The 15730-nt window shown below is 37.1% G+C and carries 13 protein-coding genes; 10 read left to right on the top strand and 3 right to left on the bottom strand.

Annotation, left to right across the window (positions count from 1 at the left end; all coding sequences use genetic code 11):
• Window positions 1–133: 133 nt before the first annotated feature.
• Window positions 134–1198 carry a histidinol-phosphate transaminase gene (gene hisC / locus AC5LWL_RS16740; protein WP_493435377.1) on the bottom strand — a complete coding sequence of 355 codons (1065 nt, stop codon included), beginning with the start codon at window positions 1196–1198 and terminating at the stop codon, window positions 134–136.
• A 490-nt stretch (window positions 1199–1688) separates the two neighbouring features.
• On the opposite strand from hisC, the gene AC5LWL_RS16735 reads away from it, so the two are divergent.
• From AC5LWL_RS16735 to AC5LWL_RS16690, 10 genes are all read left to right on the top strand, one after another.
• A complete protein-coding gene (locus AC5LWL_RS16735; RefSeq protein ID WP_493435376.1) occupies window positions 1689–2735 on the top strand; it encodes an LLM class flavin-dependent oxidoreductase in 1047 nt (348 codons plus the stop codon).
• Between the two features lie 150 nt (window positions 2736–2885).
• Window positions 2886–3164 (top strand): DUF5071 domain-containing protein, encoded by a 279-nt coding sequence (locus AC5LWL_RS16730; protein WP_493435375.1) that lies wholly within the window; start codon window positions 2886–2888, stop codon window positions 3162–3164.
• Window positions 3165–3246: 82 nt separating this feature from the next.
• The gene (locus tag AC5LWL_RS16725; RefSeq protein ID WP_493436635.1) at window positions 3247–3681 is read left to right on the top strand and encodes a DUF4275 family protein; all 435 of its coding nucleotides are present in this window, start codon (window positions 3247–3249) and stop codon (window positions 3679–3681) included.
• Window positions 3682–4197: 516 nt separating this feature from the next.
• Window positions 4198–5178, top strand: coding sequence for an ABC transporter substrate-binding protein (locus AC5LWL_RS16720; protein ID WP_493435374.1), 981 nt, complete (start codon window positions 4198–4200; stop codon window positions 5176–5178).
• Complete coding sequence (locus tag AC5LWL_RS16715; RefSeq protein WP_493435373.1) at window positions 5175–5867, top strand: GTP-binding protein; 693 nt, start codon at window positions 5175–5177, stop codon at window positions 5865–5867. Before AC5LWL_RS16720 ends, AC5LWL_RS16715 begins: the two co-directional genes overlap by 4 nt.
• Window positions 5868–5872: 5 nt before the next feature.
• Window positions 5873–6889 (top strand): ATP-binding cassette domain-containing protein, encoded by a 1017-nt coding sequence (locus AC5LWL_RS16710; RefSeq protein ID WP_493435372.1) that lies wholly within the window; start codon window positions 5873–5875, stop codon window positions 6887–6889.
• 327 nt (window positions 6890–7216) lie between these two features.
• Window positions 7217–7762 carry a CueP family metal-binding protein gene (locus AC5LWL_RS16705; protein ID WP_493435371.1) on the top strand — a complete coding sequence of 182 codons (546 nt, stop codon included), beginning with the start codon at window positions 7217–7219 and terminating at the stop codon, window positions 7760–7762.
• 229 nt (window positions 7763–7991) lie between these two features.
• Window positions 7992–10361: a polyprenyl synthetase family protein gene (locus AC5LWL_RS16700; protein WP_493435370.1), complete on the top strand. Its 2370-nt coding sequence runs from the start codon at window positions 7992–7994 to the stop codon at window positions 10359–10361.
• A gap of 361 nt (window positions 10362–10722) precedes the next feature.
• Window positions 10723–11319 carry a cell wall hydrolase gene (locus AC5LWL_RS16695; protein ID WP_493435369.1) on the top strand — a complete coding sequence of 199 codons (597 nt, stop codon included), beginning with the start codon at window positions 10723–10725 and terminating at the stop codon, window positions 11317–11319.
• Window positions 11320–11745: 426 nt separating this feature from the next.
• The gene (locus tag AC5LWL_RS16690) at window positions 11746–13215 is read left to right on the top strand and encodes a protein adenylyltransferase SelO (protein WP_493435368.1); all 1470 of its coding nucleotides are present in this window, start codon (window positions 11746–11748) and stop codon (window positions 13213–13215) included.
• Window positions 13216–13369: 154 nt separating this feature from the next.
• Here the strand turns inward: AC5LWL_RS16690 and AC5LWL_RS16685 are convergent, their stop codons facing one another.
• Window positions 13370–14386, bottom strand: a complete 1017-nt coding sequence (locus AC5LWL_RS16685; RefSeq protein WP_493435367.1) for a zinc-dependent alcohol dehydrogenase family protein — start codon at window positions 14384–14386, stop codon at window positions 13370–13372.
• Window positions 14387–14678: 292 nt separating this feature from the next.
• Window positions 14679–15671, bottom strand: a complete 993-nt coding sequence (locus AC5LWL_RS16680) for a YczE/YyaS/YitT family protein (protein ID WP_493435366.1) — start codon at window positions 15669–15671, stop codon at window positions 14679–14681.
• Between the last annotated feature and the right edge of the window lie 59 nt (window positions 15672–15730).

Genomic DNA, 15730 nt, shown 5'->3' with positions numbered 1-15730 from the left:
GATTTCTTTTCAGTAACAATGAAAAAAAGAGCATGTAGATTAATGCTCTTTTTATTGGCTAAATAGAATGTGATTTTTTCTTGTTGACTTGTTTTTATGTATCTTTTCTAAAGAAAGAAGAAAATTACAGAATTTACTCCCTCCCCAAAATCCCACGAACTCCTTCCAAAAACTGCTCCATTTCATCGTCCGTACCGATGGTGACTCGTAAATAATTTGAAATTCTAGGTTTATTAAAATAGCGGACAAGTATGCCATTGCTTTTTAATTGATGAAAAAGCGTTTCAGCTTCTATCTTCGGATGGGTGATAAAGATAAAATTAGCTTTTGATGGAATAATGGAAAAGCCAAGTTCCTTTAATTGAGCGGTTGTATGCTCTCTTGTTGTAATGATTTTTTGTGCCATTTCTTTAAAATAGGCATGATCTTCAAACGCTGCAACAGATCCAGCAAGTGCTACACGGTCGAGTGTATAAGAGTTAAAGGAATTTTTTAATCGATTAAGCCCTTCTATTAAATCAGGGTGTCCAAGCGCGAAACCAACACGTATTCCAGCAAGGGAGCCGAATTTAGATAGTGTTTGAACAACAAGTAAATTCGGATAATCTTTTATAAGTGGGATGGCGGTTTCTCCTCCAAAATCGATGTAGGCTTCATCTATAATTACCACGCTGTCTGGATTGGAATCAAGAATGGTTTTAATCGCTGCTAAGGAAAGAAGCTGTCCTGTCGGTGCGTTTGGATTTGGAATTACCACTCCGCCATTTGGTTTGCAAAATGAAGAAATAGGGATATTGAAGTCATCCTCTAGTGGGATAAGGTCCACTTGTAAGTTGCAAAGATTTGCATATACTTTATAAAAGCTGTATGTAATATCGGCAAAAAGGACAGGGCGATCAGGTGAAAAGAAAGACATAAAACTAAAAGCAAGAACTTCATCCGAACCATTGCCGACAAAAACTTGATCACTAGAAAGTTGATAATGACTTGCAATTTTTTCTCTTAATTGATCACAGTTTGGATCAGGATATAAGCGCAATTGGTCATCAACAGCTTGCTTTATGGCCTCCAATACATAGGCAGATGGAGAATATGGATTTTCATTCGTATTTAATTTTACATAAGACTTATCTTTAGGCTGTTCTCCAGGTACATAAGGGTCTAATTTTTTGACAAGATCATTCCAATATTGATTCATCATACACCTCGTTTTTTATTTTCTATCCTAAGCATAACAGTTCTTTATTTTTCTCGTCTAGTCTAATAAAGTAGTGGTGTTATTCGTTTAATTATTATTTTACGAGTATTTTAGTATTGAGTAAATGTTTCTAGTACGGTTTGTTATATCAATAGAATCATAGATAGTGTGCTTCTTTCTTTATTTTACAAATATGCAAGCTATAGCACTATCTTTAACGGGCTATAAGTCTTTTGGTCTGGGATCGAAGACTGAAGTATTAGTGAGCGATAAACAATTGGATAAGTATGCTGCAGAATACGAATGGTTAGATAGAGTAGAAGAATTTAGATAATGCATCTATTATTTTTGTCCTATGATCACTTGGTGAATTTTTTGCATAAGTACATAATAAGGTAGTAAAATTTTAAAGACGATTATTTTGACTAGGAAAAAAACAAGCTTCCATATAAGCTATAAAGTATCAAAATATAAACGGAGGCTGGAACCAGTGGAAATAGGCATTAGTACCTTTGTAGAAACGACGCCGGATGTTCAAACCGGCAAAGTGATTAGTCATGCACAGCGGATACGGGAAGTGGTAGAGGAAATTGTGTTGGCAGATCAAGTGGGATTGGATGTATTTGGTGTAGGTGAACACCACCGTAAGGATTATGCGGCTTCTTCTCCTGCCGTTATATTGGCTGCAGCAGCATCACAAACGAATCGAATTAGACTGACAAGTGCTGTAACGGTTCTTTCTTCAGCAGATCCAGTTCGGGTATATCAAGATTTCGCTACTCTTGATGGCATTTCAAATGGCCGTGCGGAAATAATGGCGGGCCGTGGGTCGTTTATCGAGTCCTTTCCGTTATTCGGGTACGATTTGCATGATTATGACGAGCTATTTGATGAAAAGCTAGACTTGCTGTTAAAGTTACAGGCAGCTGAGAAGGTAACTTGGAGTGGAAAGCACCGGGCTGCTATTTCAGATCTTGGTGTTTATCCTCGTCCAGTGCAAGAAATACTTCCTGTTTGGATTGGAAGTGGCGGTAGCAGAGAATCTGTTGTTCGAGCTGGATTGCTTGGACTGCCGCTTGTGCTTGCGATTATTGGCGGCAGCCCACTGCAGTTTGCACCACTTGTTCAGCTTTATAAAAAAGCGGCAGAGCACGGGGGGCATAATCCAGAAACTCTTCCTGTAGCATCCCATTCCCATGGATTTGTTGCTGAAAACATAGAGACGGCGGTAAATAAGTTTTTTCTACCCACTCAGCAAGCAATGAATGCTCTTGGCAAGGAGAGAGGATGGGGTCCTTATACGAAAGCAAGCTTTGATGCCGCAAGAAGTTTGGAAGGTGCACTTTACGTAGGCGATGTCAAAACAGTTGCGGATAAAATCATTCATCTGCGCAAAAATGTTGGCATTACAAGATTTATGCTGCATGTTCCAGTCGGGACAATGCCTCATGAAGATGTGATGAAAGCAATTGAGTTATTAGGAAAAGAAGTAGCCCCAATCGTGCGAGCAGAAATTGGCGAATGGGAAAAAGATTAGAAAAAGATATATGGCACTTAAATCAAACATTTCAAGGAGAACCATGCATAATCCCTCAAAATACATACCAAGAAATAAACATGACTTTGAAAGAGTGAATCAATTAAAGAAGCTGAATAGAAGAGAATTGCTGCCTTGCTGCCTTATCTAATGGAATGGATTCAGGATATGAATTGGCCGATAGCAAATGAAATAGCAGAAATACTGTTCACTTTCCCAAATGAATTGATTCCGCTTATTAAAAATGTTTTAGCAACGAATGATTATGTGTGGATGTATTGGTGTTTAGAAATTTTAGTCAAAAGGTTGCCTGCTGATGTAAAGAAACAAGTTAAAAGTGAGTTAATAAGATTAGTCGAAAAACCAACAGCAGAAGAAAAATTAGAGGAACTTGATGTAACAGCCTTAGAAATTTTACACATATGTTAGGATATTACAGGATAGTGTTTAAGGTTTCGCTTCTTTAAAGGAAATAAGAATGAACAGGGTGAATTTTGTATTGGAATATAGCATGGATTTACTAGCAACACGAAGCAAGAAAAAAGGGAAGGTGACGGAAATACCGAAATGGGGAACCTATTTACGAAAGCAATGGGAAGATCATTTTTTCGATCATCTTTCTGAAAACGAAAAGAAAGCTATTTATCTTCATAACGAAGGTGGATTTTTATGGCATGTGTTTAGCTACGAAAAAAAGCTTTGTCTTAAAGAAAGACAAGCAGATATAGCGTTTAATAGAGAACCGAAAAAGTCTTGTTTTGTTTTTTATCAACGTGGTGCTGATGCCATTATTATTGAAAATGCGGAGGCATTAACGGCAGATGACTTTATAAATGAAAAAGATATATACATAGTAGACAAGGAATTTAAATGGACATATGTGAGAACCCATGAATCATTATGTGGTCCCTATTTTAGTAGAAGAAATAACGAAATTGAATCGTAATGAGTAGTAAAACAGGGATAATAAAGTAACAAAGGTGGCAGGAATTCATAAGGACGTTTGTTCTTATGAATTCCTGCCACTTTCTATTTATAATGGGTTAAAGTCTCTTCTTGCTTATAAAAAATGATGCTTCATTTACTCATGCAAACCGACTTGAATATTCAATATACAAAAAATGTTCATTTTTAGGAGCTCGTAAACAGAACAAAATCCTTTATAATAAAATAGACTTTATTTTTCTGAATATTCAATTTACATAAGATTATTAGCATTTACTTTTTAATGGAAAGGAAAAAGTTTTACAGGAAAAGGATTTTAGTCAGGAGAACATGTTTTTTCGGGGCTAAACAAGGCGCTTGCGCTTTTCTATTGTCTAGCTCTTGTGAAAAATAACCCCATGCCTCTAAAAGTAAAAAACACTTTTTGAGTCATGTGAACATTTTTCTTCAGAGCTGTTCAAGACGCTTACGCTTTTCTTAGTGGTTTGCATATTTCTTTAAAAAGGGAGGAAAAATTTTGAATTATTCCACACTGCAAGAACATCATTTAATAGGATTGCTGCCTTGTCCGCTGAAGGTTCCGTTTGAATCGTTTCTTACATCTTACGTACAAGGGGATAAAGGAGGAAACCTTCGTTATTTTATTAAATCAAATGCAAATACCCAGTTTGATTTTTTTCCCTATCTAAAAGAATGCCAAGAGATAGAGGAAATACCTGATATGATGATTGCTCCAGGTTTTAGTTATTTTTTTCATCAAGAGTTCAGAGAACGTTTTGTTGACAAAGGCTATTTTCAATCGGTAGGCAGGAAAGAAAAAAATCCAAGTCTTGGTAAGCTCCCTCTGCAAGATCCGGAGGGACATTATACGATACTTTGCTTTAATCCAACCGTGATGCTAGTGGATCGAACGAACCATCCGGATATGCCGCTTCCAAAGCGTTGGAAGGACTTGCTTCGCCCAGAATATGAACGTTCTGTTGCCATTCGAGGTCATCAACATCGTGATTTTTGTGAAGGGATTTTATTAAATATGTACAAAGAGCATGGAGAGGAAGCGGTTCGGAAATTAGGAAAGGCAGTGAAAGTAGGACTTCATCCTGCAGAAATGGTAAAGCTGGCCGGAAGCGGCAGGTCAGATGCACCAAAAATCAGTGCTATTCCCTATTCTTTTTCTAAACTTATTCGTCCGAAAAAGAATGTTTCCGTGATTTGGCCAGAAGATGGGGCAATTGTAAATCCGATGGTGATGATGGTAAAAAGCAATACATCCTCTGAAGTCAATAAACTAGCGGAATTTTTGGCAGAAAAAGAGATAGGTACATTTTTTTCGGAAGCTTTTTTTCCGTCCTACCACCCACTTGTTGATAATGGATTACCAAAAGAATCCACGTTCAAATGGCTTGGATGGGAATTTCTCAGAGAAAAAGATATTGCTCAGTTAACAACAGAATTGGAGGAGGTTTTTCTTGAGGAGTACTGGGAGGGGAGAAAATGAAAGTTGTTACGGTAGCAGGTCCTCCTTCATCTGGAAAGACATCGGTCATTCTTAAGGCAGCACAAGTATTAAAGGAAGAAGGATTAAAAATAGGGGTGATTAAACTCGATTGTTTAACAACACAGGATCATCAGATATATGAAAAAGCGGGGATAGAAGTGAAAGTAGGCTTGGCAGGAAACCTATGTCCCGACCACTATTTTATCAGCAATATAGAAGAATGCATAACATGGGGGCTAAATAAAAAGTTTGATTTATTAATAACAGAGAGCGCAGGGTTGTGCAATCGCTGCTCCCCTCATATAAAAGACATTAAAGCAGTATGTGTGATTGATAATCTAATGGGCATTCATACCCCAAAAAAAATTGGTCCGATGTTAAAATTAGCTGATTTGGTTGTTATTAGTAAAGGGGATATTGTCTCCCAGGCAGAACGAGAGGTCTTTGCTTTTCGCGTTCGCCAAGTGAACCCCAAAGCCACTATTTTTCATGTCAATGGCATTACTGGACAAGGAATTTATGAACTAAGCAGCTTATTATTAGATAATAAGGACATCACGACTTTAGCCGGCAGTAAACTAAGGTTCACGATGCCAGCTGCTCTCTGTTCGTATTGTTTAGGGGAAACAAGGATTGGTCATGATTTTCAAATGGGCAATGTCAGAAAAATGAATTTTGGACAGGATTGAAGGCGATGGAGAAAAAAATAGTGGATTATAAACAATTAAAAGGTTGGAAGCTTAGTCGTTTATTAAAGGAGTACACATATTGTCAAGAATTCTTTTCAGGAATGGCTTTGCCGCTGACACAAAAAGAGGTTGCCCTTCAAGATTATTTTTCAGGGCTTGATTCTGAATTACTTGAAGATATAGGCATGAGTCGAGATGAATTAATTCAACGATTGGATCATTTTCTTCATCATATGATCGATCTTCAGCAAAATAATTCCATGAAAGTAGAATCTGTTACGATTATAGGAGGACGTGACAAAACAGGGAAACCCGAAAATTGTTCCTTAACCTTAAAAACTGGTGAAATTGTCTGTGTGGTTGGCCCTACAGGCTCTGGTAAAAGCAGGCTGTTAGCAGATCTTGAATGGATGGCACAAGGAGATACACCGACAGGCAGAAGGATTTTAATTAATAATGAAGTACCTCCAAGTGAATGGCGGTTTTCTCTTGAACATAAATTGGTCGCCCAATTATCGCAAAACATGAACTTTGTCGTCGATATGATGGTAGAAGACTTTATCAAAACGCACGCAGAAAGCAGAATGGTTAAAGATCCGGAAGAGAAAACGAAGATAATTATGGAATATGCCAATAGGTTGGCTGGCGAAAAATTTTCTGCTTCCACACCTGTGACATCCCTTAGCGGTGGGCAATCTAGGGCATTAATGATTGCAGATACGGCTATTTTAAGTGTTTCGCCCATTGTACTGATTGATGAAATTGAAAATGCTGGAATTGATCGAAAAAAGGCATTGGAGCTGTTAGTGAAAAAAGATAAAATTGTCTTGATGGCGACACATGACCCCATTTTAGCATTATCAGGAGAGAAGAGAATGGTCATTAAAAACGGTGGCATTCATGATGTAATTGAGTCGAGCCCACAGGAAAAAGCAGTGCTAAAGGATTTAGAGCGTTTGGATCAAAAAATGCTGGGACTGCGAAATCGAATTCGTTGTGGAGAAAGACTCGACAGTATCTGAGCAGTAAAGTAAAACTTCATTTTTTTTATAAAAAATATCCACTAATATATGAAGATGTTGGGAATAAGTAATTTTTACCTTATAAGATTTGTACTAACTAGCTGAATAGAAAAGCAAGTGTCAGGCATCTTACATGTTTTTGATTATGTCTGTCACTTTTTTTTGTGAAAATTTCGTCTAGTCCTTTTTTAGTGATAGGAATAATGTGTTAGAATACATATTGTGAAGGAATGAACTTGTAGTAATAAGGAGGAAAAAATTTAGTTATAGGAAGTATACGATACGTAAAGAAAATATCATACAAATAGATCGGGAGGAAATAACAAAATGAATAGAAGAATTATCGTGTCTGTTGCGGGACTGCTTGTCGTTGCGCTAACAGTTTATATATCAATGTTCAGTAACGAAAGTAATGGGGGGGAGGAAAAGAAAACTCCAAGTATTAAGCAGTTGGTGCATGAGTACAGTATTGGCAATATGAAAAATTCATCTGCTTCTATTACATCGAAGCAACTTATTGTAACAAATAGTGATGAAAGCCAGAAAAAGTATGACTTGCCAAAAAACGATTTTTTCGTTTCTATCGCCCCTTATGTCGAGAAAACACATCCTTGTGCTGTCCATAGCTTGACTGGATGCGAAGGAGAAATGGAAAATAAAGAATTTCAAGTATCAATTAAAGATGTGGAAGGTAACGTGATATTGGACCAAACATTGAAAACACAATCGAACGGGTTTATGGATTTATGGCTGCCTCGTGACAAAACGTACCGGGTAAAGATTTCGCATGATGGAAAAACCGCAGAGTCAGAGATCTCAACATTTGAAAAGGATGACACTTGCATTTCCACTATGCAGTTGACAAAGATGTAAGGTTCTTAACATGCCGATAAATAACTGATTAATCGTATTCAATCAAAGATAATATAAGAATAGTGGAGTTTTACAAGCTCTGGGAAGCTTTTTTAGTCATAAAAATGTTATCTTTAGATTATATTGAAAAATAGTTAGATTAATTAATAGGAATAAATAGAATTATTCTTGTTAATGAAACGATAAGGAAGCAAGATAGAAGAACGAATGAAACAGAGGTATTTATCGTATGGATGAGGCTTTACTAAAGCATGCAGATGCATGTTATCGATCGGCTGAGCAGAAGGCAGCTCAGTATTTTCAACTGCTACAAGAAAAAGTTATGCAAAAGACGTATGTCCCTACCTTAATGCAGGATTTTCAATCATGGAAACAGCAGCATATTTCCCCTCCTTCTTTATTCTCCCTTTTTTCGAGAAAAAAAGGAAAGCCTGACTCGAAAGGATATTATCCTTTTATTCATTGGCTAAATTACACGGGAAAGCTAGATAATTATTTGGACAGAAGTATTTCTTATCTTTACATGCGAGATTTGGGGAAGGATTTAAACTCTTCTGAAACACAGAAAAGCATTCGACGTGTTGTGGACGGTTTAAAAACTCACTTGATCCAAAAACAAGGGGACCAACTAGAAATGTTCAGTCTGGCTAGTTTGTACCGAATGGCTCAGAAGGATAGCGTAGAATCTACTGTAATTTGGGTAATAAACAAATTGCGGACGCTATCATTAACTATTCCAAATGGGATGGACAAGGAGCATGCCAAGCGAAAAGTTCTTAAAATTATTGCTGGGGTAGTAATGCATGAATTGGAAGAAATGGGTGAAGGAATACTGCCTGAAACTCGAACACAAAGATTGCATAAAGCGATTAAGCTAGGTTTTTATTATGGTCTGACTTATCCCCTCATTGACGATCTACTAGATGCTAAGATCTTATCCATGGAAGAGGAAAAACAGTATACCGATATGATTCGCACAACGCTTGTTACAGGATTTGTTCCACCATTGGGGAAGTGGAAGGGAAATAATCTGAAACTGATTCGATTTATTCATTCAGAACTTCGCGAGGCATTTGAGTATATGAAGGCAAATCAGGAGCCAGAGACATTGACATCCTTTTTTCAACAGTCCTATGTTTTTTTTCATTCACAGGAAGTGGACCGAGTAAAGAATCTATCTCATGGAGATTACACAAACGAAGAGCTTTATGTACCGATTATTTTAAAATCATCTTCATCCCGATTGATTGTTCGTTCCGTCATTAGCGCGGATCGAGATGAAGGTTTTGACAGCCGAACATTTTATTATGGCATTTATAATCAATTGGCAGATGATTTTGCCGATATGTTTGATGATTGGAAGGAAGATACGGTAACACCATATACTTATTACAGGAAATATCATAAAAAACGCCCCGACCTTATCAATCCATTTGAATTATATTGGACGGTTATCTCTCATTTGATTCATCACGTATATCGTTCTGATAAGAAGACGCGAGAGGTCATTTTGGATCGTGCAATAAACGGTCTGAAGCGTTTTAAAGAACGGGTGGGAACGAAGCAATATAATGAAGTAATGGAACTGTTTACTTCTGAGAACCAGCAGTTTAATCATCTTATTCAAAAAATGGTGATTAAAGCGGATGACGTTGATTTCTTTGACAAACTGCTTCGAGATCATCTAATTATGAGTTTGAAGAAGGAAAGGAAGGAGCAGGAAGAGTTTTCACAAACGATTGAGGCTGTCCGCACACAAATCAACAATAGCTTAAAGCTGGCTAAAGTAGATGCTACAGATGCTAACGATCCATTAATAGAAGCTGCAAACTACAGCTTAGAAGGCGATGGAAAACGTTTAAGGCCAATTGTAACTTGGTTTATGGGTGTGAATGAATACGGATTAGATAAATCGGCCATCCTGCCACTTTTGAAATCAATAGAATATATGCACACTGCTTCTTTAATCTTCGATGATCTGCCGTCCCAAGATAATTCAGCTACTCGCCGAGGGCGTCCAACGCTTCATAAGGTATATAATACGGCAATTGCAGAATTAACAGGTCTCTTCTTAACGCAGAGGGCTGTTTGGGAACAGGCATCTCTTGAAGCATTTGACAGGAAAACGGTGCTTTCTTTGATTCAATATTCGGCGCAAATGACAGGGGATATGTGTAAAGGACAGGCTATGGACTTGGATTCCAAAGGGAAACAATTGACTTTGGAACAATTGAATAAGATCTGTTTTTATAAAACAGGAATTGGGTTTGAAGCTTCTCTTATCATGCCTGCCATTCTTGCCAATGCTAATGAATTAGAGAAAAATGCTTTGAAAAAATTTGCGTATCATGCTGGCATAGCTTTTCAAATTAAAGATGACTTGCTTGATGTGGAAGGAGATGCGGGGCTGTTAGGAAAACCAGTTGGAAAAGATAACGAAAACAATAATTCAACTTTTGTTTCCATCCTAGGTTCTATTGGTGCCAAAAAAGAAATGTGGGAACATTACTGTCTTGCAATGGAATCGTTAGAAGCTGTGCCTCGTAAAACGAACTTTCTAAAACATTTATTGAATTATATGGTCAATCGAGATTATTAAGTGTGTTGTGAGAAACTTATAGAAGTGCTAGGCATTTAAGAAATGTTCATAATGTCTAGGCACTTTTTTATTGTCTTCTGTTTTTCTAACAAATAGGAAAAAACCTCATTCCCTATATTCCCCTAATAATTCGAATAAAAGTAGCGATAAATCATCGTTAAGCAGATAGAGAGTTTATATCGTTTTTCTGCTAAGTTTCCCCTGTGATAAAGTATTCTCTTAATTGTAACTTTGTTTTCTTATGAAATGTTATACAAATGGTAATTCTGCCAATAATTAAATAGTGAGAAATGCTTGTAAACCTGTTAGCCTTGTAGATGGGCCTGTTCAGATTCTAAAAAAAAAGCAGGAGGTTTACAATTTGAAAAAATTATTTATATTTGCTATTACCATTACACTAGTAATTAGTTCATATACCGTTTTTCCTCGAATAAATGCCCAAGCAGCTTCTATTCACACTGGCAGCACGTTAACATTATTTACGAATAAATTAGGAATCTACAAAAATGAAGCTAAATTAATGAATGTGCGTATGATTAATAAAGTAGAAAAAGTAGATGCGCCAAAGAATTTGATGAAAAAGAAAGAGCTTGCTGTAAAAATCTCGAAGAAAGAAAAGCAGTTACTTGCTCGTCTTGTTCACTCAGAAGCAAAAGGTGAGCCATATGTTGGGAAAGTAGCTGTTGCAGCAGTTGTGTTGAATCGTTTAGAACATAAACAATTTCCTGATACAATCAAGGCTGTTATTTTTGAAAAAAATGCTTTCGAACCGGTTCGAAATGGTTCCATTCATGAACCTGCCGATAATGAGGCTCATCAAGCAGTGGAAGAAGCGTTAGAGAATCAAGATAAATACGATGATTTACTCTACTTCTATAATCCGGAAACAGCAACAAGTGATTGGATTTTAACTCGTAAAGTAATGAAAAAAATTGGGAATCACGCATTTGCAATCTAAAAAACGTACAGCAGCCTGCTGTGCGTTTTTTTTTATCCGCATTTTGACATACTCAAGTTCTAGCTTAGATATTTTTTGTTTGAATATTCATTTAGATAAAACTAACTGTTAATTGGTCATTTTTCCTTCGTTTAACAGGAAAGGGTATAATAAGATAGTAGACGTAGAAAATAAAATGGATGCCGTTGTGTGGACATTAAAGAAAGATAAAAAAAGTAATAGAAAATAGTTCGTATTTTTGTTTGATGCAAAAGGAAAACAGGAAATAAAAAGATAAAAGTGCGTGTTCTAAATGGAGGATAAAAAGGACCAAAAAGTTCGAGACGTCTTCACTTTGAGCATCGGCTTTCCACGGGATATGGTGATTTCGACGTGTCATTTTTACCGGACTTATTGAACAAACTCTAACATGAAGAGAGGGATACGATGGACAAAAATATAATGAACACAGGATGGAATTTAGACAATAGCTATGCACGTTTGCCAAACGCATTTTTTAGTAGTGTCAACTTAAATCCAGTACGTTCACCAAAGCTGATCAAGCTTAATCATTCTTTAGCAATATCTCTAGGGTTAAATGCAGAGGAGCTACAGGGGGAAGAAGGAGTAGCGGTATTTGCTGGCAATCGAATACCAAAAGGAGGCTTTCCACTTGCACAAGCATACGGAGGGCATCAGTTTGGGCATTTTAATAGGCTTGGTGATGGCAGGGCTCTTCTTCTAGGTGAGCAAATTACTCCTTTAGGTGAGCGGGTCGATATTCAGCTTAAAGGATCCGGGCGAACACCGTATTCACGAAGGGGTGATGGCAGGGCGGCTCTTGGACCGATGCTGCGTGAATATATTATCAGCGAAGCCATGTATGCACTTCGTATTCCTACTACTCGTAGTTTAGCCGTAGTTACAACTGGTGAGTCCATCATGCGAGAAACAGATTTGCCAGGTGCTATAATGACCCGTATTGCTGCAAGTCATCTACGCGTCGGCACTTTTCAATATGCTGCAAACTGGGGTAGTGTTGAGGATCTCCAAGCTTTGGCTGACTATGCAATAGAACGGCATTTTCCAGATATAGCAGATAATGAAAATAAATATCTTTCTCTACTTCAGGAAGTAATCAAACGTCAGGCATCTCTTATTGCTAAATGGCAGCTTGTCGGTTTTATTCATGGGGTGATGAATACAGACAATATGACCATAAGCGGAGAAACGATTGATTATGGTCCATGCGCTTTTATGGATGGTTATGATTTGGCAACGGTGTTTAGTTCTATTGATGCTCAAGGCCGTTATGCTTATGGCAATCAGCCTTATATTGGCGGCTGGAATCTTGCACGATTTGCGGAATCTTTATTGCCGCTTCTAGATGATAATCAAGAGCAGGCTGTAAAAATGGCGCAGGATGCTATTTCTAATTTTTCTATACTATATCAATCGAATTGGATTGCAGGAATGAGAGCAAAACTGGGAATATTTAATGAAGAGGAGCAGGACGAAGCTTTAATAGATAATCTTCTTCAAATGATGCAGAAGCATGAAGCGGACTATACGAATACTTTCCGCGCTTTAACTTTTGATACTAATGAGGGTATTGCCTTGCTTGAAACATCAGAATTTGTACAGTGGAAGAAGGTCTGGGAAGAGAGGCTCGGCAGACAGCAGCAATCGAAAGCGGATTCCCATGAGATGATGAGAAACAACAATCCAGGGGTAATTCCGCGCAATCATCGAGTGGAAGAAGCATTAGAAGCGGCTGTGAAAGATGGAGACTATAGCAAGATGGAACGACTTCTTCAAGTTCTTTCCACTCCATATGCCCACAATCCTGAACAAGCTGACTATACTATATTGCCTGAAGCGTCGTCATGTCCTTACCAAACTTACTGCGGTACTTGAGTAAATATTCGTTTTAAATGTACTATGTCTATTAGTAAATTAGTTCCGAAAAAGGATATAAGAATAGCCCTGATCAACTCGTTTAGGTGAAAACAAGTTGATCAGGGCTATGTTTTTTTGTTTTATTTCTAGTGAATCTTCCTATTTAGCTGAATTATGCTTCCAGATTAATAACGGCTTTTGCAACTTTTTCATTGATATTTCCAGCCAAGAAATCAGGAACTTCTTCTAAAGTGAACTCATGGGAAAGAAGTGCTTCGACATCCAACAAGGATTTATTCGATAATACTTGAATGGCTTCATTCATAGAATGAGGGTTAATGAATGCCCCTTTAATGGTAAGTTCGTTAAAGAAAATATCGTAAGCGCTAATTTGAATCATATCATCAGGATTAGCAACACCAAACATTAAAACTTGTCCGCCACGGCGTGCAGAAGAGACAGCATTTTCTTGTGTTTTCGTTACGCCGACACATTCGATGACAATATCATACTTTTGATCATCTTTTAATTCGTTCAAATCATCATGATGGAGAACAGTTGAAGCACCAATTTTTTTCAGAAATTCCACTTTGTTTGGATTTCGATTGCTGACATCCACCTTTTTCACACCACTATTCGCCAAAAATTGAAGGAATAATTGTCCTAAAAATCCATCTCCAACGATTAAGACTGTATGATGTGTTTTAATATCTACTTGTTTTAATGCATGAATCATGCAACTAACAGGCTCCGCCATTGCTGCTTCTTTAAAACTAAGACTGTCTGGAATCTTGTAAACATTTGTTTCTGGTACATTAACATATTCAGCCATGCCACCATCGCGGGTTACTCCAATTGCGTCCATATTTTCACAAAGCTGCGGTTTATTATCATGACAATAAGAGCAAAATCCACAAGGAATGTTAGGATCAATCGTTACACGATCGCCAACTTTCAGACCACTTTTCACATTTGGTCCTAACTCGCTGATTACTCCAGAGTTCTCATGTCCTAAAATGACAGGAGGATTGGCTTGTGCTGAACCAGGAAGTCCTTTAAATAAATGTTTGTCTGTCCCGCAAATGCCGGCAAATTTCATTTTTATTTTGATTTCATTATTTTGTAAAGTTTGTTCAGGTAAATTTTGAATTTCCATTTTTTCTGTTCCAGTTAAAACTAAAGCTTTCATAAAATTATAATAACTCCTTTGTTGAAAAAATAATTTCGTAAATTAAGCAACATTTTTACTATTCCCTTTTATAAGACAAATGAAACGTAATTTTTTAGCCTAAGCAGGCATAAAGGGAGCACTTATGTAAAATATATTTAAAAATGCTCTTATAATATCTAAGCTGCCTGTATTGGCGAAAATAGGGACACAGGCAGTTTAGATATTTGTGAAGAACTGTTTGGTGTTCAGAATAAAAGCAAGGTTAATGCTAAAGCGACAATCCGATATTTTGCTTTCGTATACAGAAATTCTATTGATGTGTTGCATCGGATTTAGGTTCAGGTTCTGCTGTCTTTTTTTCAGGAACTTCTGATTTTTCTGTGCTGTTTTTCAGCTTGCTTAGTTCTTTTTTTCTTTTCCGTTCTTCTTTTTTTAACATTCCATATTGAATAACTGTGTTATTTAATACAGTTTTCATATGATTTAAAGTTCGATGTGTTTGTTTTACTTGTTGTTCCAATTGTTCATCTGAATAATCGGAGAGTTTCTCTTGCGTAACAACCGTTTGATTGTAGCTGTACTTTACTAAGTTGTAGGTGTATTTTCCTGCACTATCAATTCCATGTCCAATTTTTTTCCCCGATGGATGTTTGCCAAAGTCTACAAAACTTGCAACAAGATTGTTACTGAAGCGAGTATCCCAAAACGTAATTAATGGGCCGGCAAAAAAGGAGATGATAATGGTAGCAGGTCCAATTGGTCCCCCAGCAATTAAAGCACCAACCATAAATCCAATATCCTGTGCCATACGACAAAATTTGTATTTGATTTTTAGTCTTTTCGATGCAATAGGGGCAAGTGCATCATAAGGGGCAACTCCGACTTTCGCAGTCATATAGATGGAAGTTCCGAGTGTAAAGAAGAGCAAACCGAGAATACCATTTACGACCTTGGTTAGCAATGTCGGGTCATACTGAAACAATGTGGTATACAGTTCTGAAAACCATTCAATCATAAAACCAGCACATACCATATTGATAATGGTACCGATTCCGATTCTTTTTCTATCTAATAACAATACAAAGACAATGATAATTAAATTTGCAGCGAGCTGGGAAGTTCCCAAACTTAGACCAATGATATTAGAAATTCCTATGTTTATAGCAGTAAAAGGATCTAATCCGACATTTCCTACCCTACAAAGCGTAGCACCAATGGCAAGAATAGCAACACCGATTAAAGCTAAGATAGACCTAAAAACAATTTCTGATTTCGTTCTTTTATTATCTACATTTTCTGACAAGTTAATGACCTCCGTGTAAAAGTTTTATTTTAAAAAACAGCCCCCCAATCAATAATTCG

This window comes from Niallia sp. WK069_GA_01 (assembly GCF_983173855.1).
This window is presented reverse-complemented; position numbering and strand designations above follow the sequence as displayed.

Coding starts and splice junctions, on each gene's coding strand:
- hisC (WP_493435377.1), bottom strand. CDS start 1,198: ATGAATCAATATTGGAATGATCTTGTCAAAAAATTAGACCCTTATGTA.
- AC5LWL_RS16730 (WP_493435375.1), top strand. CDS start 2,886: ATGGAATGGATTCAGGATATGAATTGGCCGATAGCAAATGAAATAGCA.
- AC5LWL_RS16725 (WP_493436635.1), top strand. CDS start 3,247: ATGGATTTACTAGCAACACGAAGCAAGAAAAAAGGGAAGGTGACGGAA.
- AC5LWL_RS16715 (WP_493435373.1), top strand. CDS start 5,175: ATGAAAGTTGTTACGGTAGCAGGTCCTCCTTCATCTGGAAAGACATCG.
- AC5LWL_RS16710 (WP_493435372.1), top strand. CDS start 5,873: ATGGAGAAAAAAATAGTGGATTATAAACAATTAAAAGGTTGGAAGCTT.
- AC5LWL_RS16705 (WP_493435371.1), top strand. CDS start 7,217: ATGAATAGAAGAATTATCGTGTCTGTTGCGGGACTGCTTGTCGTTGCG.
- AC5LWL_RS16700 (WP_493435370.1), top strand. CDS start 7,992: ATGGATGAGGCTTTACTAAAGCATGCAGATGCATGTTATCGATCGGCT.
- AC5LWL_RS16690 (WP_493435368.1), top strand. CDS start 11,746: ATGGACAAAAATATAATGAACACAGGATGGAATTTAGACAATAGCTAT.
- AC5LWL_RS16685 (WP_493435367.1), bottom strand. CDS start 14,386: ATGAAAGCTTTAGTTTTAACTGGAACAGAAAAAATGGAAATTCAAAAT.